Annotated in this window: 22 protein-coding genes; 20 read left to right on the top strand and 2 right to left on the bottom strand. The window is 58.3% G+C overall.

The genetic code is table 11. The features are described from left to right. From BM063_RS10590 to BM063_RS10555, 7 genes are all read left to right on the top strand, one after another. Entirely contained in the window at window positions 1-786 is a 786-nt protein-coding gene (locus BM063_RS10590; RefSeq protein ID WP_092038751.1) for a class I SAM-dependent methyltransferase, read from the top strand. After that, on the top strand, window positions 783-1,712 hold the full coding sequence (miaA, locus tag BM063_RS10585; protein ID WP_092038749.1) for a tRNA (adenosine(37)-N6)-dimethylallyltransferase MiaA: 930 nt from the start codon (window positions 783-785) through the stop codon (window positions 1,710-1,712). Before BM063_RS10590 ends, miaA begins: the two co-directional genes overlap by 4 nt. 38 nt (window positions 1,713-1,750) lie before the next feature. Next, window positions 1,751-1,999 carry an RNA chaperone Hfq gene (hfq, locus tag BM063_RS10580; RefSeq protein WP_092038747.1) on the top strand — a complete coding sequence of 83 codons (249 nt, stop codon included), beginning with the start codon at window positions 1,751-1,753 and terminating at the stop codon, window positions 1,997-1,999. 222 nt (window positions 2,000-2,221) lie between these two features. Then, window positions 2,222-3,211, top strand: coding sequence for an AAA family ATPase (locus BM063_RS10570; protein WP_092038742.1), 990 nt, complete (start codon window positions 2,222-2,224; stop codon window positions 3,209-3,211). 38 nt (window positions 3,212-3,249) lie between these two features. After that, a complete protein-coding gene (gene hflX / locus BM063_RS10565; protein ID WP_092038740.1) occupies window positions 3,250-4,512 on the top strand; it encodes a GTPase HflX in 1,263 nt (420 codons plus the stop codon). A gap of 24 nt (window positions 4,513-4,536) precedes the next feature. Then, window positions 4,537-5,826 (top strand): methionine gamma-lyase family protein, encoded by a 1,290-nt coding sequence (locus tag BM063_RS10560; protein ID WP_092038738.1) that lies wholly within the window; start codon window positions 4,537-4,539, stop codon window positions 5,824-5,826. A 3-nt stretch (window positions 5,827-5,829) separates the two neighbouring features. Beyond that, window positions 5,830-6,309: a DUF456 domain-containing protein gene (locus BM063_RS10555; protein WP_092038737.1), complete on the top strand. Its 480-nt coding sequence runs from the start codon at window positions 5,830-5,832 to the stop codon at window positions 6,307-6,309. Between the two features lie 323 nt (window positions 6,310-6,632). On the opposite strand, the gene BM063_RS10550 is transcribed toward BM063_RS10555, so the two are convergent. Continuing rightward, window positions 6,633-7,631: an inorganic phosphate transporter gene (locus BM063_RS10550; RefSeq protein WP_092038776.1), complete on the bottom strand. Its 999-nt coding sequence runs from the start codon at window positions 7,629-7,631 to the stop codon at window positions 6,633-6,635. Window positions 7,632-7,702: 71 nt separating this feature from the next. Then, window positions 7,703-8,323, bottom strand: coding sequence for a DUF47 domain-containing protein (locus tag BM063_RS10545; RefSeq protein ID WP_092038736.1), 621 nt, complete (start codon window positions 8,321-8,323; stop codon window positions 7,703-7,705). Window positions 8,324-8,564: 241 nt separating this feature from the next. Between BM063_RS10545 and BM063_RS10540 the strand changes: the two genes are divergently transcribed. The 13 genes from BM063_RS10540 (at window position 8,565) to BM063_RS10480 (ending at window position 22,823) form a co-directional block, all read left to right on the top strand. Then, the gene (locus BM063_RS10540; RefSeq protein WP_092038774.1) at window positions 8,565-8,972 is read left to right on the top strand and encodes a MerR family transcriptional regulator; all 408 of its coding nucleotides are present in this window, start codon (window positions 8,565-8,567) and stop codon (window positions 8,970-8,972) included. A 40-nt stretch (window positions 8,973-9,012) separates the two neighbouring features. Next, the gene (gene glnA, locus BM063_RS10535) at window positions 9,013-10,353 is read left to right on the top strand and encodes a type I glutamate--ammonia ligase (protein WP_092038734.1); all 1,341 of its coding nucleotides are present in this window, start codon (window positions 9,013-9,015) and stop codon (window positions 10,351-10,353) included. A gap of 217 nt (window positions 10,354-10,570) precedes the next feature. Further along, entirely contained in the window at window positions 10,571-11,860 is a 1,290-nt protein-coding gene (asnS, locus tag BM063_RS10530; RefSeq protein WP_177199099.1) for an asparagine--tRNA ligase, read from the top strand. A gap of 96 nt (window positions 11,861-11,956) precedes the next feature. Further along, complete coding sequence (locus tag BM063_RS10525; RefSeq protein ID WP_177199098.1) at window positions 11,957-12,682, top strand: DnaD domain-containing protein; 726 nt, start codon at window positions 11,957-11,959, stop codon at window positions 12,680-12,682. Window positions 12,683-12,853: 171 nt separating this feature from the next. Further along, the gene (locus BM063_RS10520) at window positions 12,854-14,152 is read left to right on the top strand and encodes an ammonium transporter (RefSeq protein ID WP_092038730.1); all 1,299 of its coding nucleotides are present in this window, start codon (window positions 12,854-12,856) and stop codon (window positions 14,150-14,152) included. 195 nt (window positions 14,153-14,347) lie between these two features. Then, a complete protein-coding gene (locus BM063_RS10515; protein WP_092038729.1) occupies window positions 14,348-15,334 on the top strand; it encodes an ABC transporter ATP-binding protein in 987 nt (328 codons plus the stop codon). After that, window positions 15,331-16,317, top strand: coding sequence for an ABC transporter ATP-binding protein (locus BM063_RS10510; protein WP_092038726.1), 987 nt, complete (start codon window positions 15,331-15,333; stop codon window positions 16,315-16,317). Before BM063_RS10515 ends, BM063_RS10510 begins: the two co-directional genes overlap by 4 nt. Before the next feature lie 93 nt (window positions 16,318-16,410). Next, window positions 16,411-18,096 carry a peptide-binding protein gene (locus BM063_RS10505; protein ID WP_177199097.1) on the top strand — a complete coding sequence of 562 codons (1,686 nt, stop codon included), beginning with the start codon at window positions 16,411-16,413 and terminating at the stop codon, window positions 18,094-18,096. 71 nt (window positions 18,097-18,167) lie between these two features. Next, entirely contained in the window at window positions 18,168-19,130 is a 963-nt protein-coding gene (locus tag BM063_RS10500) for an ABC transporter permease (protein ID WP_092038722.1), read from the top strand. Window positions 19,131-19,143: 13 nt separating this feature from the next. After that, a complete protein-coding gene (opp4C, locus tag BM063_RS10495; RefSeq protein WP_092038719.1) occupies window positions 19,144-20,076 on the top strand; it encodes an oligopeptide ABC transporter permease in 933 nt (310 codons plus the stop codon). A 177-nt stretch (window positions 20,077-20,253) separates the two neighbouring features. Next, a complete protein-coding gene (locus BM063_RS10490) occupies window positions 20,254-21,099 on the top strand; it encodes a YitT family protein (RefSeq protein WP_092038716.1) in 846 nt (281 codons plus the stop codon). Between the two features lie 116 nt (window positions 21,100-21,215). Continuing rightward, the gene (locus tag BM063_RS10485; RefSeq protein ID WP_092038713.1) at window positions 21,216-21,848 is read left to right on the top strand and encodes a LysE family translocator; all 633 of its coding nucleotides are present in this window, start codon (window positions 21,216-21,218) and stop codon (window positions 21,846-21,848) included. A 36-nt stretch (window positions 21,849-21,884) separates the two neighbouring features. Continuing rightward, complete coding sequence (locus BM063_RS10480; protein WP_092038711.1) at window positions 21,885-22,823, top strand: hypothetical protein; 939 nt, start codon at window positions 21,885-21,887, stop codon at window positions 22,821-22,823. The last annotated feature ends 83 nt before the right edge of the window (window positions 22,824-22,906 follow it).

The following is a 22,906-nucleotide window of genomic DNA, read 5'->3' as shown; positions in this document are numbered from 1 at the left end:
GTGTTCGTCACTACGTCCTATCATCCGCAGCCCGAGAGGGAAGAAATTGCCCGGCAGTTGTCCGAGAGACTCTCTGCTCCCTACATACCGCGGGAACGCAAGACGCTGAAACAGCTGTTTGCCGAAACCGGGTCCACGCAGGCGGTGGTGGTGACCCGGGATGAGATCCGGTGGGAAGACCGGGAGGGCCGCCGGTTTTTCTTTCACCCGAGCATGTCCGCCGTCCGGGTGAAGCGGCTGAGAAGCGGGGGGGACGATCCGCTGGCGGCAAGCAGCGGCATGCGGCGGGGGGACGAGGTTCTGGATTGCACCCTCGGCTTGGGAGCGGATGCCATCGTCTCCTCCTTTGCGGTCGGTCCGGAGGGCAAGGTGGTCGCCCTGGAGAGCCAGCCGGTGATTGCGGCATTGGTGGAATACGGACTGCGCACCTACACGACGGACCGGGCGGATCTGACGGAGGCGATGCGTAGGGTGAAGGTGGTTTGCGCCGATTATCGCGATTATCTCCCGCGGCTGCCCGACAACTCCTTTGACATCGTGATGTTTGATCCGATGTTCGGCGAGACCGTCCGGGAGTCTTCGGCGATGCAGGCCCTGCGGCCCTTGGCCAATCCGGAGCCCCTCGATCCGGCGTCGGTGAAGGAAGCGGTCCGGGTGGCCCGCCGTGCCGTGCTCCTCAAAGAGCGGCGGGGCAGCGGCGAGTTCGCCCGCTTGGGATTTAAAGTGGCGAGAGAAGCCTCCACATATGCGTTTGGCGTGATCCGAGTGGAGGGAAAGGATGGATGAGGGGGCCGCTTCTGGTGATTGTCGGACCCACCGCCGTCGGAAAAACGGCGCTCAGCCTCTCCCTGGCCGCCTCCTTCCGGGGCGAGATCGTCTCCGGGGACTCGATGCAGGTATACCGCCACATGGATATCGGGACGGCCAAGGTGTCGCCGGAGGAACGGGAAAGGATTCCCCACCACCTGATCGATATCGTCGATCCGGACCATCCCTTTTCGGTCGAGGAGTATCAACGCTTGGCCCGGGAGGCGATCGAGGATATCCAGCGCAGAGGTCGCTTGCCGATCCTCGTGGGAGGAACCGGCCTCTACATTCAAGCGGTGACCCACGGATATCTCCTTCCGGGCGTGGAAGGCAATCCCCGGCTGAGGGAGGAACTGCACCGGTTTGCCGATAAAGAGGGAAATGAGAAGCTGTGGGAGAAGTTAAAAAAAGTGGATCCCGACACGGCCGCGCGCCTTCATCCCAACGATCGCCGGCGCATCATCCGCGCCCTGGAGGTGTACGAGGGCACGGGGATTCCCTTTTCCAGACTGCAGCGAAAATCGTCTCCCCGCTACGATATGTTGTGGATCGGACTCACCATGCCGCGCGGGCTTTTGTACGAGCGGATCAACCGGCGGGTGGATCAGATGATGGCGGAGGGACTGGTGGAAGAGGTGAAGGCCCTGCAAAGCAAGGGGTACCACCGGGATTTGACGTCGATGCAGGCACTGGGGTACAAGGAGATCATGATGTATTTGGACGGGGAGATCAGCCTCGAAGAGGCGGTGGAGGCGATCAAACGGGGAACCCGCAAATTCGCCAAGCGGCAGCTTTCCTGGTTTCGCCGGATTCCGGAAATCCACTGGTTCGATGTGAATAAGCCGGAAAGCGCGGAAGAAATTTGGGAACTTGCAGCAGGAAAGTTTCCCGCCTACAAAGAATAGATTAAACTAAATGTGAATGTACATAGGAGGTACGGCCATTGAAACAGACAATCAATATCCAGGACACTTTTTTGAACCAAATCCGCAAAGAGTCGGTCCCCGTCACCATTTATCTGATCAACGGTTTTCAGTTGAGGGGCGTCGTTCGGGGATTCGATAATTACACGATCATCATCGACAGCGACGGCAAGCAGCAAATGGTCTACAAACATGCCATTTCCACCTTCACCCCCGCACGCCCGGTGTCTCTGATGCCGCAGGAGGAAAATCAACAAAAAGAGGAATGATTTTCCCCCTTGAGACAAAACGCGTCCGGCACCGGCCCTCTGCCGGAAGCTTGCCCGCCCCCGCCGAAAAGGCGGGGGCGGGCCCTTTTTTCGCCTCGATTTCTTCAAAGATCCCCCCGCAAAATGCCGAGGTGTTTCCCCATTTTTTTCATGCTTCTCACCAATTGCTGGGCTTTCGCGTATATATGGGATGAGCCGAATCGGAACAAGAGGTGACCAGGCATGGGAAAAACGGTCATCACAAGGGAGTTGAACCGAATTCACGTGGTGTTGGAAAGGGAATCCCAAGGAGACGCAACCATTCGTTCGCATCAGCGTTCCTCCCTGATTCCGCCGGTCGATCCGGAAGAGCATCCGGCGCTGAGCCGCTGTTTTGAAGAATTGGACCAATTGGTGGGCCTGAAAAAGGTGAAGGAATTTGTGCGGGAGATATATGCCTTGCTGGAAGTGGGGCGGCGCCGCGCCGCCGCCGGCCTGCCCTCCGAACAGCAGGTTTTGCACATGGTGTTCACCGGCAATCCGGGGACGGGCAAAACGACGGTGGCCCGCATCATGAGCAGGCTGCTGAAAGAGATGGGCATTCTCTCCAAAGGGCATCTGGTGGAAGTGGAGCGGGCGGATCTGGTGGGCGAATACATCGGGCACACGGCGCAGAAGACGCGGGAGCACGTGAAACGGGCCCTGGGCGGGATTCTTTTTGTTGACGAAGCGTATTCCCTGGCCCGGGGAGGGGAAAGGGATTTCGGCAAGGAGGCGATCGACACCCTGGTCAAGTCGATGGAGGACCACCGGGATGAATTCGTCTTGATTTTGGCGGGATATTCCCTGGAGATGGAGCATTTCATGCGTTCCAATCCCGGCCTTCCCTCGCGGTTTCCCATCCACCTTGCCTTTCCCGATTTCACCATCGAGGAACTGATGGAAATCGCCGACAGAATGCTGAAAAAGCGGCAATACCGCTTTTCCCGGGCGGCCAGGGAAAAGCTCAAGCGGCAATTGCTGAAGGAGATGAACCGGACGTCTCAACCCTTCGGCAATGCCCGCTATATCCGCAACGTGATTGAACGGGGCATCCGGCAACACGCCGTGCGCCTCCTGAGCGAGCGGTATCCGTCCAAGGATGATTTGATGACGATTCGCGCGGAAGATTTGCGGTTCGAGGAAACGTTGGGAACCGGGCGCTCCGTTCGTGGTATAATAAATAGTGAATAGCGACAAGATTTATGGATTCACAAGGAGGATGAACTTCGATCGACCCGATCGGCGAACGTGAACGAGCGATACTGGTCGGATGCGGCCCGAAGCGGACCGCTTGGGATTTGCGTTCCTCTCTGGAGGAGTTGGCCCGTCTTGCGGATACCGCACGGGCTGAGGTGGTATCGACGGAATTGCAGTTTCGCGATAAAATGGATCCCTCCTGGCTGATCGGCCGGGGAAAAGCGGAAGAGATCGCCCGGAAGGCGAAGGACGCGGGAGCCGATTTGGTCATCTTCGATCAGGAGCTGACCCCGGCCCAGTTGTATCACCTGGAGCGGATCATGCCTTGCAAGGTGATCGACCGCACCCAGTTGATTTTGGACATTTTCGCCCAGCGGGCCAAAACGCGGGAAGGGCGGTATCAGGTGGAGTTGGCGCAGCTTGAATATCTTCTTCCCCGCCTGGCGGGACGGGGACGCGATCTGTCTCGTCTGGGGGGAGGCATCGGAACCCGGGGACCCGGGGAGACCAAACTGGAGACGGACCGGCGCCATATCCACCGCCGCATCCGCGATCTGAAGCGGGAGCTGGAACGGGTGCGGAGGCACCGGAAATTGCACCGGGACCGCCGGCGGAAAATGGAGATCGTCCAGGTGGCCCTGGTCGGTTACACCAACGCGGGCAAATCGACGCTTCTCAACCGGCTCACCGGTTCCGATGTGCTTTCGGAAGACAGGCTGTTCGCCACGCTGGATCCCACGTCGCGCTTTTTGCGCCTTCCGTCCGGCGAGCAGGTGCTTTTGACCGACACCGTCGGATTTATCCGCCGCCTGCCGCACCATTTGGTTGCGGCGTTCCGCTCCACCCTGGAGCAGGTGAAGGAGGCGGATCTGCTGCTTCACGTGGTGGATGCCAGCCACCCGGAAGCGTCCGAGCAGATGCGGGCCGTGGAGCAGGTGTTGCAGGAACTGGGCGCCGCGGACATTCCGACGCTGACGGTTTTCAACAAGATGGACCGGGTGGCGGCGGAAATGCCGGAGGAGGAGGGAACCCTTCGGATTTCGGCTTTCTCCGACGAGGATCTCGAGCGGTTGAAGCAGGCGATCGATCAAGCGCTTCACCGTGAACAGGTGTGCGGGTCGGCCGAGTTCCCGGTGACCCGCGGGGAGTGGATCGCCGCCTTGTACCGGAATGCGGAAGTGGTTCGGTCGGAGGTGTCCGGGGTGACCGTCAGGATCGATTTCCGGCTTCCGCTCCGCCGCTTTCGCCGGCTTTCCAAGGAAGTGAAGGAGCATATCCGGGTCAGCAGCGATTAAGTCCATGTGAAAAAGGGGTTAGAGGTGTACGAGGATCTGAGGCACGGGCAAACGCTGAAGAAATGGGTCGAACGGGTGGAAGAGCGCATCGCTTTCCGGCTTGCGGAAATCGATCGGCAGGCGGAGCGAAATCAATGGAAGGTGTTGAGGGCCTTCCGGGAAGAGGGAGTGGGGGAACACCATTTGGCTCCCTCCACGGGATACGGGTATGACGATCTCGGACGAGCCGTCCTGGAGCGGGTGGTGGCCAGGGTGTTCGGCGCGGAGACCGCCCTGGTCCGCCCGCACATCGTCTCCGGAACCCACGCCATCGCCGCCTGTTTGTACGGGGCGTTGCGTCCCGGGGACGAGCTGCTGTACATCACCGGTTCCCCCTACGACACCCTGCATCGGGTGATCGGGACGGAGGCGGACGGGTCCGGTTCCCTTTGCGATTACGGGATCACCTACAGGGAGATTCCCTTGACTGCGGAGGGGCGGGTGGACTTCGAGGCGGTTCGCGCGGCGATCGGCCCCAACACGAAGTGCATCGGCATCCAGCGATCCCGCGGGTATGCCGACCGGCCTTCCTTTTCCGTTGCGGCCATCGAAGAGATGATCCGTTGGTTGCGAAGGCACGTTCCGGACGCGGTCATATTCGTGGACAATTGCTACGGCGAATTTGTGGAGGACGTGGAACCGACGGCCGTCGGGGCGGATCTGATGGCGGGCTCCCTGATAAAAAATCCCGGCGGCGGCTTGGCGAAGACTGGGGGATACATCGCCGGAAAAAGAAAATGGGTGGAGCGGGCCGCTTCAAGGCTCGTGGCGCCCGGCGTTGGCATGGAGGGAGGGGCCACCTACGGCCATCTCCGGGATTATTTTCAGGGATTTTTTTTGGCCCCCCACGTTGTCGGTCAGGCCCTGAAGGGGGCGGTTTTCGCCGCGGCGATGCTGGAGGAGGCGGGGTTTTCCGCTTCGCCGGCCTGGGATGAGCCGCGCGCCGACATCATCCAGCAGGTGCGCTTCGGCGATCCCGATCTGCTTATCGCCTTTTGCCGGGGAATCCAGTCCGCCTCTCCCGTCGACGCCCATCTGGCGCCGGAACCCGCGCCGATGCCCGGTTACGACGATCCGGTGATCATGGCTGCAGGTACCTTTGTCCAGGGCGCCAGCATCGAGCTTTCGGCGGACGGTCCCTTAAGGCCGCCCTATATCGCATACATGCAGGGGGGGCTTACCTATTCCCACGTGAAGATCGCCGTTTTGCATGCCTTGGATCGACTGTTGTCCACGGGAAAGGTGCCGGCCCTAAACACGGCAAAGGAGACGTGAGGAATGGAAGTTCTTTGGTGGATTTTGGTCGTGATCCTGTTTGTGGCGGGCTTTGCGGGGCTTCTGATCCCGGTTTTGCCGGATGCCCCTCTTTTGTTTGTCGGTTTTCTGGTGTACCATTTTCTGATCGATTCGGATGCCTTGAACTGGCCCTTCTGGGTGGCGGCGGTCATCGTCATGGCGGTGGCGTTCCTCGTCGACTATGTGGCCAGCGGCGTGGCGGCGAGAACTTACGGGGGGTCCCGGCTTTCCGTGCTGGCCGCCGTGGCCGGGGCGATCATCTTTCCCTTCATCCTCGGCCCCGTGGGCATTCTTGTCGGACCGCTGGTGGCCGTGGTCATCGTGGAGCTGATTCAGAGAAAGTCCTGGCAGGAAGCCCTCCGGGTGGGGTGGGGAACCCTCGTCGGGTTTCTCGGCGGCCTGTTCTTCAAGGGACTTCTGATGTTCGGCATTTTGATCTGGTTTGTGATTCTGGCGGTGTGAAAGCAAAAACCCCTGCCCGTGGGCAGGGGTTTTAAGGTTTGTGGAGTCGGATGTCATCCCTTATTGCAGGCCGGGGTCGGGTCCATGCGCTTGTCCCGAATTTCGCCGTGCTCTCGCCACAGGCAGTCTTTAAATCGGGGAGAGAAGCGGTGACAAAGCCCTGTGCCGCTCTGCGGTATCGGTCCGGGATCGGGAGAGATTGGGGGAGGAATGCGGCTGGGGGAATGAGGACTTAAGCCCCGCCTCGCGGCGGCTTTGAACGCCGGCCTGCATTTTGCTTCGCATCCATCCAAAAACCCTGCCCACCGGGCAGGGTTTATCCTTTACAGAAAGAGAATCTCGATCGCTTTGAAGGTGATCCAGGCGAGCAGGGCGGAGATGGGAATCGTGATGAACCACGTCAAGACAATTTTTCCGGCCACTTCCCATTTGACTTCCCGAAACCGCTTGGAGGCTCCGACCCCCAAAATTCCCGAGGTGACCACATGGGTCGTGCTGACCGGAAAACCGGTCACGGTGGCACTGAGGATGACGGAGGCGGAGGTGAGGTCGGCGGAAACTCCGTTGGCGGGTTCGATCTTGAAGATTTTTGAGCCCATCGTCTTGATGATCTTCCAACCGCCGAAGGAGGTGCCGAGCCCCATCGCCGTGGCCGCGGCAACCTTGACCCACAGCGGAACCTCCAGATCCGATTGAAAACCTCCGGCAACCAGCGCAAAGGTGATTACGCCCATCGCTTTTTGGGCGTCGTTGGTGCCGTGCGAGAAACTTTGGAAGGCCGCCGTCAGAACCTGCATGGCCCGGAACCCTTTGTTGATTTTGCGGGGGCTGTGGTTGGCAAAGATCAGATAAACGATCTTCATCACGATGAACCCGACGACGAAGGCGATGATCGGTGAAAAGATCAATCCCATTATGATTCCCGAAAAGCCCGATACGTTGATGCCTTCAATCCCCGCCGCGCTCACGACGGCCCCCGCCAAGGAACCGATCAGAGCGTGGGAAGAGGAGGAGGGGATGCCGTACCACCAGGTAATGAGGTTCCAGGCAATCGCGGCGATAAGGGCCGCCGTTACGATCAACAGTCCGTGATCCAACTTCGAGGGGTCAGCGACGTTGCCGCCGATCGATTTGGCGACGCCCGTAAAGGTCAGGGCGCCGACGAAGTTGAGGGTGGCGGCAAGCAGGATGGCGTTGCGCGGACTGAGTGCCCTCGTTGAAACGGAAGTGGCGATGGCATTGGCGGTATCGTGAAATCCGTTGATGAAGTCAAAGGCCAGAGCCAAAAACACGACGACAGCGATGATGACGATGGTTTCCATCAATTGTCGCGCGCGCAAGGAGACACGCTGCGCTAACCCCCTACATTCAGAGTTTGTGTATCATCATTTGATCAGGCATAACGCAGCAACACGCTGTCCAAAATGTCGGCCACGTCTTCGCAGCAATCGGTCACTCTCTCCAGCCGCTCGTAAACTTCCTTCAGTTTGAAGTCATGGTAGGGATCGCGGGGATTGGTGAAAATGGTGCGAATTCCTTCCCGCATCAAGCGGTTCCCTTCGTTTTCCAGATGGTTGATTTCAATGGTGTGCTCGCGGATTTGCAGGTATTTCTTTTGGGAGAGAAGTTTCATGGCGGAGAGGATGTGTTCGCAGGAGGAGACCAGCACTTCGGCAAATTGTTTCATCGTCTGATCCGTATAGGGGATGTCCAGGTAATCGAATCGGGAAATGGTGGCCTCGATGCCGTCGATGACGTCATCGATTTTGGAGGCCAAAGTGATAATGTCTTCCCGGTCGAGCGGGGTCACGAAGACCTGATCCAGGTCCGTGTAAATTTGGCGGGTGATTTGATCGCCCTTCTTTTCCAAATCGTTGAGTTCCTGAATGTAAGCGGTTGGATTCAGGTCTCCGTTCATGGCCTTCCGGAAAATGAGGGAGGCCTGATATGTGTTTTCGGCGCTTTGGATCAACAGATCAAGCAATTCCGTTCCTTTCTTTTTTAAGTGCAGCAAAGGAGAGCTCCCCTTCCGATAATCAGGATCGTCGTTTACATGCACACAGGGAATTTCAATCGTTCCCTCATATTGACTTAACACAAATCGAGGCGATCTGCAACAGGTATTGTCGAAATGGCATAACTCCCCCGGAAGGTTCCGATCGCGGCCATTAGATGTTATTTTTTTTAACATGTGTTGACAAATAAACTTGTCATGGAATAGAATGTATTCAAACAAGGGAAGGGAGGGAATGGTTGTGCGCGACTCGGTTCGGCGAAACATGCCTTTGTTTCCGATGGGGATTGTGACCAAGCTGACCGAGTTGACTCCTCGCCAGATACGATACTACGAGGAGCAGGGATTGATCAAACCGGCGCGCACCAAGGGAAATCAACGCTTGTTTTCCTTCAATGACGTGGATCGGCTGTTGGAGATCAAGGCATTGATGGAAAAAGGGGTGAACATCGCCGGCGTCAAGGAAGTGCTGAGCCGCCCGAAGGCGCCGCTCTCCGAACCGGTTCAGCCGTTGGCCGAGTCGGAGTCCCGGCGGGATTTGTCGGAGGAAGAGCTGCACCGTCTGTTGAAGCGGCAGCTGAATGAATTGCCGGTCCGGCCGGGGCAGCAGCATCTGATTCAAGGGGAGTTGTCCCGCTTCTTCCATTGATGCCGCGACGCATTTATTTTGAGAGAAGGGAGACTGATATATGGCTGGAAGATATACCCGGGAAGATATCATGAAAATGGTGGAAGAGGAGAATGTCCGGTATATCCGGCTGCAGTTTACCGATTTGCTCGGCACCATCAAGAACGTGGAAATCCCCCGCAGCCAACTGGAAAAGGCGCTGGACAACAAGTTGATGTTCGACGGATCGTCGATCGAAGGGTTTGTCCGCATCGAGGAATCGGATATGTACCTGTATCCCGATCTCGATTCCTGGGTGATTTATCCCTGGACGTCCGGGACGGAGGGGAAAGTGGCCGGTTTGATCTGTGACGTCTATTTGCCGGACGGCAGACCCTTTCCCGGCGATCCGCGAAGCATTTTGAAAAGGGTGCTCAAGGAAGCGGAGGAGATGGGCTTTACCGCCTTCAACGTGGGGACGGAACCGGAATTTTTCCTGTTCAAGTCCGATGAAAAAGGGGAGCCCACCTTGGATCTGAACGACAAAGGCGGCTATTTTGACCTGGCTCCCCTGGACCTGGGCGAAAACTGCCGGCGGGATATCGTGGTCACCCTGGACCAACTGGGTTTCGAAGTGGAGGCTTCCCACCACGAAGTGGCCCCGGGACAGCACGAAATCGATTTTAAGTATGCCAATGCGGTGCAGACGGCGGACAACATCCAGATCTTCAAACTGGTGGTGAAGAATATCGCCCGCCGGTACGGATTGCACGCCACGTTCATGCCAAAGCCCCTCTACGGCGTGAACGGGTCGGGGATGCACTGCCACATGTCGCTGTTCCGGGGGGATGAGAACGCCTTTTACGACGAAAGGGACGAACTGGGCCTTTCCCAAATCGCCCGCCACTTTCTGGCCGGCATCCTGAAGCACGCCCGCTCCTTCGCGGCGATCACCAATCCCCTGGTCAATTCCTACAAGCGGCTGGTGCCCGGTTATGAAGCCCCGTGCTACGTGGCGTGGTCGCCGAAAAACCGAAGTCCCCTGGTCCGCATTCCGGCTTCCCGGGGATTGAGCACCCGGATCGAAGTGCGCAACCCCGATCCCGCGGCCAATCCTTATCTGGCGCTGGCGGTGATGCTGAAGGCCGGGCTGGACGGCATCAAAAACGAGCTGCCTCTTCCGGAGCAAGTGGATCGCAACATTTACGTCATGGACGATGCGGAACGGCGCGCCGCGGGAATCGAGAGCCTGCCTTCCACTCTGAAGGAAGCACTGGAGGAATTGCAGCGGAATCCGGTGATCTGCGAAGCCCTCGGGGAACACGCCCTGACCCACTTCGTCCAAGCGAAGGAGATCGAGTGGGACATGTTCCGCATGCAAGTGCATCCCTGGGAACGGGAGCAGTATATGTCGCTGTACTGATGTTAAGGAAACGCAGCCTTCCGAAGGCTGCGCCGATGGAACGGGCCGCGTTTTCCTTCCCGCCCCCTTCAGCCCCCTCCTGGAATCTGCCGACAGCTGGCGGCCGGCTTTTCGCCGGCCGCTTTTTATGTTTCGGAAGCAGGGGCCAGCGCGCATTGACTCTCCTTTTCCGGTGGGTTTATAATGAACGAGTCAGCAATTGGATGGGGGAATCAAAGTGTTGGTCCGTATTGGCAATATCGCTGAACATGTCGGTGAATCGGTGAAGTTGGGCGCATGGCTGTACAACAAACGTTCCAGCGGAAAGATCCAGTTTCTTCAGCTCCGCGACGGCACCGGTTTCATCCAGGGCGTTCTTGTGAAGAACCAGGTGTCCCCGGAGGTGTGGGAGCGAGCCAGGCAGTTGACCCAAGAAAGCTCCCTGTATGTCCGGGGGACGGTTCGCCGGGATGAGCGCGCTCCCGGCGGGTATGAGCTGGATGTCGAGGACATTGAGATCATTCAGATTGCCGAGGAGTACCCCATCGCCCTGAAAAAGCACGGTGTGGACTTCCTGATGGATCATCGCCACCTTTGGATCCGCACCCCCCGTCAGCGCGCCATTCTCAAGATTCGCGCCGAAATCATCCGGGCGATTCAGGACTGGCTGGACGGACAGGGATTCACCCTCGTGGATCCCCCGATATTGACCCCTTCCGCCTGTGAGGGGACGACCACGCTGTTTTCCACCCGGTATTTCGATGAGGAGGCCTTCCTCACCCAAAGCGGGCAGCTGTATATGGAAGCGGCGGCGATGGCGCTGGGGCGCGTTTATTCCTTCGGACCCACGTTCCGGGCGGAAAAATCGAAAACGCGCCGCCATCTGATCGAATTTTGGATGATCGAGCCCGAAATGGCCTTCACCGAGCACGAGGAGAGTCTGCGCATCCAGGAAGAGCTGGTCAGCCACGTGGTGCAGCATGTGCTCAGGGCGTGCCGGGACGAGCTCAATACCATCGGCCGGGACACCGCTCCCCTGGAAAGAGTGAAATCGCCGTTTCCCCGGATCACCTACGATGAGGCGGTGGAACTTTTGAACCGGGAAGGAATGCCCTTTGAATGGGGGGAGGATTTCGGGGCGCCCCACGAGACGAAGATCGCCGAAAGCTTCGACAAACCGGTGTTCGTCACGCATTATCCGGCGAAAGTGAAGGCTTTCTACATGAAGCCGGACCCGGCGCGGCCGGAGGTGGTTTTGTGCGCGGATCTGATCGCGCCGGAGGGATACGGCGAGATCATCGGCGGAAGTCAGCGGATCGACGATCCGGAGCTCCTTCGGCAGAGGTTTGTCGAACACCGGCTTCCCCGGGAAGCGTATGAGTGGTATTTGGATCTCCGCCGGTACGGCACGGTGCCCCATTCCGGTTTCGGATTGGGTTTGGAACGGACGGTCGCCTGGATCTGCGGGTTGGATCACGTTCGGGAGACCATTCCTTTCCCCCGCATGCTGAACCGCCTCTATCCGTAAAAAACAAAAAGCATCGGCATGGGACCGATGCTTTTTGTTTTTCAAGACTGTTTTTTCTTCCTTGGCGCTGGTATAGTAGGGATGAGGTGGATGGACATGGAACGAAAAGGGTCTCCGCACGCTGCTTTGGTGCACCTGTTGCAGGAGGGATCCATCGCACTGCCTGCGGTTTTGTTCTCCGAGTACAAGCGCTTGGGTCTCAATGAGGGACAAGTGATGCTTCTTCTGCACCTCATGGTGTTTCAGGAAAAGGAAGGGAAGTCTTTTCCGACGGTGAGCGAACTGGAGGAACGAATGAGCGTTCCCGCGGATCAGATTGTTTCCTGGCTGCAATCCCTCGTCCGCGGCGGATTCCTCAAGATTGAAGAGGAAATCGACAGGGCAGGGCTGCGCTCCGAAAGGTATGATCTTTCCCCCCTTTTGCACCAGTTGGCCGCTTCCTTTCTGGACCGCCGGGTGGGCTCCGCTTCGGAGGGGGAAAAGGAAGCGGTATATCAACATCTGTTTCGCCGCTTTGAGGAAGAGTTCGGACGCCCCTTGTCGCCGATGGAATGCGAGATGCTGACCCAATGGGTGGATCAGGACGGCTATTCCGAGGAACTGATTCTGGCCGCCCTGAGGGAGGCGGTGTTTTCGGGGAAAGCCAGTTTTCGATATATCGACCGCATCCTGCTGGAATGGCAGCGAAACCGCATCCGGAACGCCGAGGAAGCGGCGGAGTACTCCCGGCGGTTCCGGCAAAGGGGGATTCTCTATCAGGGGGAGGAACGGAAGCCCGGGTCTTCTTCCTTTACCTTTTACAATTGGGTGAATCAGGAGTAAATCCGGACGGCGGCCGAAGGCCCCGTCTTTTTTATTTCCCATTCTTGTCATATAAATGAACTGTATATGTAATGAAAATTAACAAGACCCCCTTGCGCACGCCGGGTGAGTGTGATAACATACAATACATCAGAAAGATTTGTAATATTTCCTGACATGGAGGTGCGGGAGATGGATGCGGTCGCACGTTCGGTCGACATGGTCTGGGTCACCCTGAGCGCGATTCTTGTGATTTTCATGCAGGCGGGCTTTGCGCTGTTGGAGGCGGGATCCACCCGCATGAAAAATGCCGGCCACATCGCCGGCAAGCAGGTGCTCAGTTTCGCCCTGGCCGGCATCGCGTTTTGGGCTGTGGGGTATGCCATCGCCTTCGGAGAGGGCACTCCGCTGTTCGGAACCGGCGGGTGGTTTCTCCGTTTCCCCGCCGAAGAGGGGGGAATCCCGACGGAAATCCTGTTTTTGTTCCAGTTGGCCTTTGCCGCGGTTTCCCTGGCCATCGCCTGGGGCGGGTTTGCCGAACGGGCCAAACTGGGCGCCTATTTCCTTTTCGGGACGCTGTTTGTCGCGGTGATTTATCCGGTTGCCGCCCATTGGATTTGGGGAGGCGGCTGGCTGTCGACGCTCGGCAAGCAGGATTTTGCCGGTTCCACGGTGGTTCACCTGCAAGGCGGAATCGCGGCGCTGGTGGCAACGCTCATGCTCGGTCCCCGGATCGGCAAATTCAACCGGGACGGCACGGCCAACCCCCTGCCGGGACACAACCAGGTGTATACCGTGTTGGGCGTGTTGATCATCTGGATCGGATGGTTCGGGTTCAATCCGGGCAGCACCCTGTCGGCGCAGGACGGCTTCTTCGGCTACGTCGCACTGACGACCAACCTGGCTGCCGCCAGCGGCGCCATTGCGGCCCTGCTCGCCGTCCGGATCTTCACGGGCAAGGCGGATATCGCGATGATGCTGAACGGCGTGTTGGCCGCCCTGGTGGCCATCACGGCATCCTGCGCCTTTGTCGAGCCCTGGGCTGCGGTGATTATCGGAGGGGTTGCCGGGGCGCTGGCGGTGTTTTCCGTTTTCTATTTGGAGCGGAGGGGGGTGGATGATCCCATCTACGCCTTTTCCGTTCACGGGGTGGCCGGAATCTGGGGAACCTTGTCCACGGGGATTTTCGCATCGCCGCGCCTGGTCGAGATCGTGGGCGTGGGAGGTCCGGGTCTTCTCTATGGGGGCGGGCTCAGGCAGCTTTTGATTCAGTTGCTGGGGGTGACGGTGACCGCCCTGTATGTGGCGATCGCCTCCTTTGTCGCCCTGTGGGTGATTGACCGGCTGTTCGGATTGCGCGTTTCGGAGGAAGAGGAAAGGATGGGATTGGATCTGAGTGAGCACGGCGCATATGGATATCCGGAACAGCTGACGCCGTCCGGCGACGTGGTGACTGTGGTCCGGAGAGCGTCGGCGGAGGAAGCATCATAAGCAAAAGAAGGGGGTGCCGGTGCATTTCGGCCCCCCTTTTGCGCGTTTCGGGAGGAGGTCAAAAGGATTGCCAAGAAGGATTGAACACAAAAGAAGGGCTTTTGGAAATGAAAAGAGAATAAAATAATGCAGGAACTGTCTGATTTTCGCTCTTCATACGCCATTTTCGATCCTTGACGGGTGGGAGGGTGGAATTTGTCGGAGCCGCTGCTGCGAATTCGGAATCTTAAAACGTACTTTTTTCAGGATGACGGCGTGGTCCCGGCGGTGGACGGGATCGATCTGGAGGTGAGGCGGAAAGAGACGCTGGCGTTGGTGGGAGAGTCCGGTTGCGGGAAGAGCATCACGTCCTTCTCCGTTTTGAGGTTGCTTCCTGAACGGGGGAGGATCGTCGAGGGGGAGATCCTCTTTGACGGCAGGGATATCCGTCTGCTACCGGAGGAGGAGATGGTCCGCATCCGCGGGAACGAGATTTCGATGATTTTCCAGGAGCCGATGACCTCGCTCAACCCGGTGATGACCATCGGGAATCAGATCGCCGAAAGTCTGATCCTGCACCAGGGGTTGGACAAGAAGGCGGCCCGCCTCCGGACGGTGGAGCTCCTGAAGCTGGTCGGCTTTCCGCGGGCCGAGGAGATTGTCGACGAGTATCCGCACCAATTGTCCGGCGGCATGCGCCAGCGGGCGATGATCGCCATGGCCGTGGCGTGCAATCCCAAGTTGTTGATCGCCGACGAACCGACGACGGCTCTGGATGTGACCATCCAGGCGCAAATTTTGGAGCTGATGCGCGAGGTGAAGGAGAAGTTCGACACCGCGATCCTGCTGATCACCCACGATTTGGGGGTCGTGGCCGAAATGGCCGATCGGGTTGTGGTGATGTACGCCGGACGGGTGGTGGAGGAGGCGGACGTTTTCCGCCTGTTCGAACAGCCCGCGCATCCGTACACGGAGGGGCTTCTGAGATCCGTTCCCAGCCTGGAGGAGGAACAGAAGCGCTTGTACTCCATTCGCGGAAATGTTCCGTCGCCCGATGAATGGCCCAAGGGATGCAAATTTGCCCCCCGCTGCGAGAAAGCCTGGGAAAAGTGCCGTCTGGCCGAACCGGAACTGATGGAGATCGCCCCGGGGCACCGCGTCCGCTGTTTCCTGCACGAAACCGGAGAGGGGGACGAGGGATGAGCGAAACCGTGCTGGAAGTGAAAAATCTCTCCAAGTATTTTCCGATCCGGGGCGGGGTGCTGCGCAGGGTGGTCGGTTATGTCAAGGCCGTCGACCAGGTGAGCTTTTCGGTGAAGAAGGGGGAAACCTTCGGCCTCGTCGGGGAGTCCGGCTGCGGAAAGTCCACCACCGGCCGCACGATTTTGCGGCTGTTGGAACCGACGGACGGCCAGGTCCTGTTCGAAGGGCGGGACATCGCCCATCTTTCCCGACGGGCCCTGCGCCGGGTGCGCCGGGATCTGCAGATGGTGTTTCAGGATCCCTTCGCTTCCCTCAACCCGACGATGACCGTCGGGGAGCTGATTGAAGAGCCGATGAAGGTGCACGGTTTGTACACAAAAAGGGAGCGAAAGGAAAAGGTGCGGGAGATGATGGAGACGGTGGGGCTGGATCCCGCCTACGTCCAGCGCTATCCCCACGAGTTTTCGGGGGGGCAGCGGCAGCGGATCGGGATCGCCCGGGCCCTTTCTCTCCGGCCGAAGCTGATCGTGGCCGATGAGCCGGTATCGGCGCTGGATGTGTCGATTCAGTCGCAAATCCTGAATTTGATGGAGGATCTGCAGGATCAGTTCGGTCTGACTTATATTTTCATCGCCCACGATTTGAGCGTCGTCAAGCACATTTCCGACCGGGTGGGGGTGATGTATCTGGGACGGATGGTGGAGGTCGCTCCCAAGCGGGAACTTTACGACCATCCGGCGCACCCCTACACCCAGGCGCTGCTGTCCGCCGTGCCGGTGCCCAATCCCCGGCACAAACGGGAGCGGATCGTGCTCAGCGGGAACGTCCCCAGCCCGGCCAATCCTCCCGCGGGATGCGCTTTCCACCCGCGCTGCCCGAAGGCCTTCGACCGGTGCCGGGCGGAGCGGCCCGAGATGATTCATCTCGGGGGCGAGCATTATGTGGCCTGCCACTTGTTCGATGAGGGAGCTCAAGCGGGTTGAGATCCTGTAAAGGGGGGATGCCTGAAGAGGAAAGAATGGATCGGCGAAGTCGGTTCGGAGGGTCAGAAAGATCGATCAAGGGGGTCGATGGAGATGAAGAGGAAGTCATTTCTTCTCAGCATGATTTTCGTTCTTTCCCTGTCCTTCTTCCTGGCTGCCTGCGGTCAACAGGCGGACGAAGGCAAGAGCGGGGAGGCGGAAGGCCAGCCGGTTTCCGGCGGCACGGTGACGCTGTCGATGTTCAGCACGCCGAAGGGGGTCTTCAATCCGGCATTCTACGAGGATCAGTATGATGCTTATGTCCTCCAATATACCTTCGACAGTTTGTGGGCTTACGACGACAAGCTGCAGCTCAATGTGCCGCTTCTGGCGGAAAAATGGGAGCTTTCCGAGGACGGCAAGGAGCTGACGATCCAACTGCGGAAGGACGCCAAGTGGCACGACGGCGAACCGATCACGGCGGACGATCTGATCTTCACCTGGGAGACGATCGCTCATCCGGATTACAGCGGTCCCCGCTACTACATGGTGGAGATGATCAAGGGCGCCAAGGAGATGCATGAAGGGAAAGCGAAAAAGCTCTCCGGCGTGACCAAGGTGGACGATCACACGGTGAAGGTGGAGTTTACGGTGGCCCGTGCCAACACCTTGGACAATCTGTGGAGTACTCCGATTCCGAAACACGTTTACGAAGGGGTTTCGGTGAAGGATATGCCGAACCACGAGGCCACCAAGAAGAACCCGGTCGGCAGCGGCCCCTTCAAATTTAAGGAGATCAAGCCCAACGAGTATGTGGTCCTGGAGAAGAACCCGCACTTCTACGAAAAGGGCAAGCCGTATCTGGATCAGATCATCTGGAAGGTGATCTCCCAGGATGTGGCCATCGCGGCGCTGGAGAATGGGGAGATCGACTTCCTGTCGGACATTTCCCCGAACGATTTTGATACCATCAAGGCGATGGAGCACATCGAGATCAAGGAAACGCAGGATTTCAGCTATCAGTACTTGGGCTTCAAGTTGAACAACCCCAAGTTGAAAAACAAAAAGCTGCGCCAGGCGATCGCCTACGGCATCAACCGCAAGGCCATGGTGGACGGCCTGTTGAAGGGTCACGGCGCGGTGCTGAACCAGCACATGCCGAAGGCGAGCTGGGCCTATAACGAGGAATTGGAGGATGCCTACCCCTATGACCCGGATAAGGCCAAGCAGCTCCTGGAGGAAGCCGGTTACAAGGACAAGGACGGGGACGGATTCGTCGAGGATCCGAAAGGCAAGCCCTTCAGCCTGAAGCTGGATTATCCGACGGGCAACCCGATCCGTGAAAAGACTGCGCCGATCATCGCGGAGGACCTGAAGAAGATCGGCCTGAAGGTGGAAGTGGCCAAACCCCGTGAATTTGCCGCCCACGCCGATGCCGTCGAAAAGGATAAGGTGGAGATGTGGCTGATGGGCTGGAGCCTCACCCCCGATCCGGATCCCTCCGGCATCTGGCTCAGCACCGATCCCTGGAACTACCCGCACTGGGTCAACAAGGAGAGCGACAAGTTGATCAAAGAGGCCGTGGAAAGCCCCGAGGCGATCCAGGATCAGAACAAGCGGAAGGAAATCTACGCCAAATGGACGGAGGTGGTGAGCGAGGATGTGCCCTACGTCTTCCTCTACTCGCAAAACAAGATCGAGGCGTGGAACAAGCGGGTGAAGGGAGTCACTTTCGACTGGCGCGGGGCCATCGAGCACTATAAGGTGATGGACTGGTGGATTCCGAAGGATCAGCAGTGACACAGTGAAAGGGGCGTGCGGCGCCCGGCCGCACGCCCTTTTTAAGGATCCGAAGGAGGGGGGAGCCGCCTTTGACCACATTCATTATCCGGCGTTTGCTCGTGATGATTCCCGTGCTGATCCTCATTTCGATCATCCTTTTCACGATGATCCAGTTTGCTCCGGGAGACGCCTTCACAGGACAACTGGATCCCAAAGTGGATGCCCGTTACTATGATCAGATGCGCAAACAGTTCGGTTTGGACAAAAGTCCCGTCGAGCAGTATTTCATCTGGGCCGGCAACTTTGTCAAAGGGGAGCTGGGCATCTCCTTCCGCCACAAAACGCCGGTGAGCGAGATGATTTCCGAACGGATCGGGAACACGTTTTTTCTGGCCGTGTGTGCACTGATTCTCACCTATGCCCTGGCGGTCCCGCTGGGAATCTATTCGGCGCAGCATCCTTACGGCACGGTGGATTACACCCTGACGGGAACGGCTTTTGTCGGCCTGTCGATGCCCAGTTTTTTCGCGGGAATTCTTCTGATCTATCTTTTCGCCTTTAAATTGCGATGGTTTCCCTCTTCGGGGACGGTGACCGCGGGGGCGGGGCTTGAGGGCATCGCCCTGTGGCTGGACAAGTTGCACCATGTGGTGTTGCCTGCCTTTACCCTGGCCATCATCAACATTGCCTCTTACATGCGCTACACCCGGGCCAGCGTGCTGGAGGAGAAGCAGCAGGATTACGTGCGGACCGCCTATGCCAAGGGGGTTCCCGCTCCGCTGGTCCTGCGCCGGCATGTTCTCCGAAACGCCCTGCTGCCGTTGGTGACGCTGTTTGGCCTGGATCTCGGCCTGCTCTTTTCCGGAGCGGTGATCACGGAGACGATTTTCAGTTGGCCCGGTTTGGGGCAGCTGCTGTTTGAGTCGGTGATCAACCGGGATTACCCGATCCTGATGGCAACGACAATGCTGATCGCCATTTGCGTGCTCGTCGGCAACCTGGTGGCGGATATCCTTTACGGCGTGGTGGATCCGCGGATCCGATACGACTAGGAGGTGATGGGGGATGTCTTCCTCGGCCGAAGTGATCCTGAACCAGCCGGAGCAAGAGCCCGAACTGAAGCCGGATGCCAAGGGGAAGAAGGGAAAATCTCCCTTTCAGCTGGCTCTCCGGCGGTTTGTTCGCAACCGGATGGCGGTGGCCGGGATCTTCATCCTGCTCGCGGTCACGCTGCTGTCGGTCTGCGCCCCGTTGATCGCCAAGCACGATCCGTACGCCTCCGATCTGTACAACACCGATGCCCGTCCGGACGGAAAACACTGGCTGGGCACCGACGACACCGGAAGGGATGTCTTTTCCCGCCTGTTGTACGGAGGGCGCATCTCTCTCTTGATCGGACTTTTAACCATGATTTTTACGGTATTGATCGGGGGCACGCTGGGGGCCGTCGCCGGGTATTACGGCAAATGGGTGGATATGATCATCATGCGCGCCACGGACGTGCTGCTCACTCTTCCCACCCTGCTGATGTTTCTCTTTCTGGCATCCATTCTCGAGAAAACCAGCCTATGGGTGCTGATCGTTGCTCTGGCCCTCACCTCCTGGGCGACCACGGCGCGGATCGTCCGCGGTCAGTTCCTCTCGCTCAGGGAGAGGGAATTTGTGCTCAGCGCCCGGGCGATCGGGTGCAGCGATCTTCGAATCATCTTCCGCCACATGATCCCCAACGCCCTCGGTCCGATCATCGTCAACGCCACCCTGCTGATGGCGGTGATGATCTCCGTGGAGTCAGCCCTCAGCTTTCTCGGTTTCGGGGTGCCGGAGCCGACGCCCACGTGGGGAAACATGCTGAACGGAGCCCGGAACATCCGCGTTTTGACCCAGCAGCCGTGGCTGTGGATTCCTCCCGGGATGATGATCGTCATCACCGTGCTGGCGATCAATTTCATCGGCGATGGACTCAGGGACGCCTTCGACACCCGATCGACCCGGCGATAAGCATGGTCCCAAAGGATACCGTCTTGGCCCGAAAGCCGGGATTTTCCCGGCTTTTTCCCCGTTCGGCGAAAAAGGGCCCGCCCAAAGGGCGGTTGACGAGCGGAAAAGGTTTGTTATCATTTTTTTTGTATTTACCGCAGAAGGCGAATCATTTCCATCCGCAGAGAGGGGGATGTGATGGGGTCAATCAAAATTGCACAAAAAGGATTGTTGCTCGCCATCGGTGCCGGATTGGCGGCGGTTGGGCTGGAACTATTCCTGGTGCCCAATAAGATCATTGACGGGGGAATCGTCGGGATATCGATCATGTTGTCCCATCTATTGGGCATAAAGTTGGGGATTCTGATCTTCCTTCTCAACCTGCCGTTCTTTTACATCGGGTATAAGCAAATCGGAAAGACCTTCGCCTTGTCCACGTTTTTCGCCGTGGGTCTGCTGTCGGTCGGAACGGCGTTTCTCCATTCCGTGGATGCGGTTACGGATGATCCGCTGTTGGCCACCGTCTTCGGAGGAATCATTCTGGGGATGGGAGTGGGGATGGTCATCCGTTACGGGGGATCCTTGGACGGGACGGAAATTTTGGCCATCCTGTTCAACAAGCGGCTTCCCTTTTCCGTCGGCCAAATCGTGATGTTTTTCAATATCTTCATCCTGGGAAGCGCGGGGTTCGTTTTCGGATGGGAACGGGCCATGTACTCCCTGATGGCCTATTTCATCGCCTACAAAATGATTGATATCGTCATCGAAGGGCTGGATGAGACCAAATCGGTGTGGATCATCAGCGATCGCGCCAAGGAAATCGGGGAAGCGCTTCTCTACCGGCTGGGCCGGGGGGTCACCTATTTGTCCGGGGAAGGGGCCTATACCGGCGACGAGAAAAAGGTGATTTTCTGCGTGGTGACCCGTCTGGAGGAAGCGAAACTGAAGATGATTGTGCAGGAGATGGATCCCCAGGCTTTCTTGGCCGTGAGCAATATCCACGACGTCAACGGCGGCCGGTTTAAAAAGAAGGACATTCACTGAAGCCCGCCTGTCGCAGTCGGGAAGTGGGATGGAGGGGCCGCCCCGTCTCATTCCCGCCGCGGCATTTTTCCCAATCATCCGAAAAAGAGGGCTTTCAGCCCGATGGAGGAAGGGAAATGGATCTTGCAGATTTGCTTACGTTCACGGGCATCTCCGTGATGCTGACTTTGATGCCGGGCCCGGACATCTTGTTTGTCATCGCCCAGAGTGTCACACACAGCCGCCGGGACGGAATCGCCGTCGCTCTGGGGCTGTGCACGGGCTTGGTGGTGCACACGACGGCGGCCGTTTTGGGAGTTTCCGCCCTTTTGTACCATTCTTCCTTCGCCTTTCAGGTGTTGAAGTGGGCGGGGGCGCTTTACCTGTTTATCCTGGCCTTTCAGGCTTTGCGCGAAGCGGAGGAGCCGGGCGGCTCCGAAGAATCCCCCCTGGCCCGCCGGCATTTTGCCGCATTGTATCGGCGGGGGATCTTCATGAATCTGCTCAACCCAAAGGTTTCCCTGTTTTTTCTGGCCTTTTTTCCCCAGTTCGTGTCGCCGGACGCCGGATCGGTTTCTTGGCAAATGGCGGTTTTGGGAGCGGTGTTCACGGCCCAGGCTCTGGTCGTATTCACTTCCGTTTCCGTGATCACCCACCGTCTCGGCCGCAATATCCTGAAAAGCGCGACCTCGTCGAAATGGGTCAACCGGACCAAGGCGGGGATATATGTTTTGTTGGGGGCGAGGCTGGTGTTTATGGAAAGAAATTGATGAGAAAGGATTGGTGGTGAAGAAGGAGGGAGATGGATGCGTTCGCCGCTTCGACTCAGCCGGCCGGATTTTGAGAAGGGAAAAAGGTTCGTTCGGGAGAGGGCCCGCGGAATTGACCGGGCTTTGTTTGAATACACGTTCGGTGAAGGTTCCCGGGAACGGGTCTGGGAGGAGTTGGAGAGGTATCAGAACGAAGACGGGGGATTTGGACGCGCCCTTGAGCCGGATTTCCGCCTCGAGTCCTCTTCACCGATGGCCACCACCGTCGGATTTCAATATTTGATCGCCGTCGACACGCCGGCGGACCATCCCCTTGTGGAAAGGGGGATCCGTTACCTTCTCGAAACCTATGACGAGCGAGCCGGCAGATGGAAAGCCGTCCCGGAATCGGTGAACCGCGTGCCCCACGCCCCCTGGTGGCACTACGACGAGGAGCGGAAACGAACGTCGGTGGAGGAAGCCTGGGGAAATCCCTTTGCGGAAATCGTCGGCTGTTTTCACCGGTATTCCCGGTGGGTTCCGGGGGATTTTCTCGAAGATGCGACCCGACGGTGCTTGGAGCATCTCGACCAGACAAAATTGACCATGCACGAATGTCTCTGTTATGTCCGCCTGGCGGAGCAGGCGCCCAAGCCCGTCCGGGACCGGATCATCGGGGCGATTCGCTCCCAACTGGCGGATTTGGTGGAAACCCGGCCCGATCATTGGGATCAATACTCGATGCAGCCCCTCATATTGGTTAAAACTCCCCGTTCTCCCTTTTACGAAGAGCTGGCCGGTGATGTGGCCAGAAACCTGGATTACCTGATCGAAAAACAAGCGGAGGACGGTTCCTGGGATCCCAATTGGGAGTGGGGGCAGTATCACGAGGATTGGCAAGTTGCCAAGGAAGAGTGGAAAGGCTATTTGACGGTCCAAAACTTGATTACGCTGAAGGCCTTCGACCGGATCGATTTCGGGGAGCAGGTGACGTAATCAGACCGGAATGGGCGTTCCCCGTGCACAGGAGCGTCCAGGCGCGGCGGGCGGCGCGGGTCGCCGCTCCCTCTTCACCCGTT

The sequence above is a fragment of the Planifilum fulgidum genome, assembly GCF_900113175.1.
GTDB classification, from domain to species: domain Bacteria; phylum Bacillota; class Bacilli; order Thermoactinomycetales; family DSM-44946; genus Planifilum; species Planifilum fulgidum.
The sequence above is the reverse complement of the archived record's forward strand: the minus strand, read 5'-3'. Positions and strand labels throughout refer to the sequence as shown.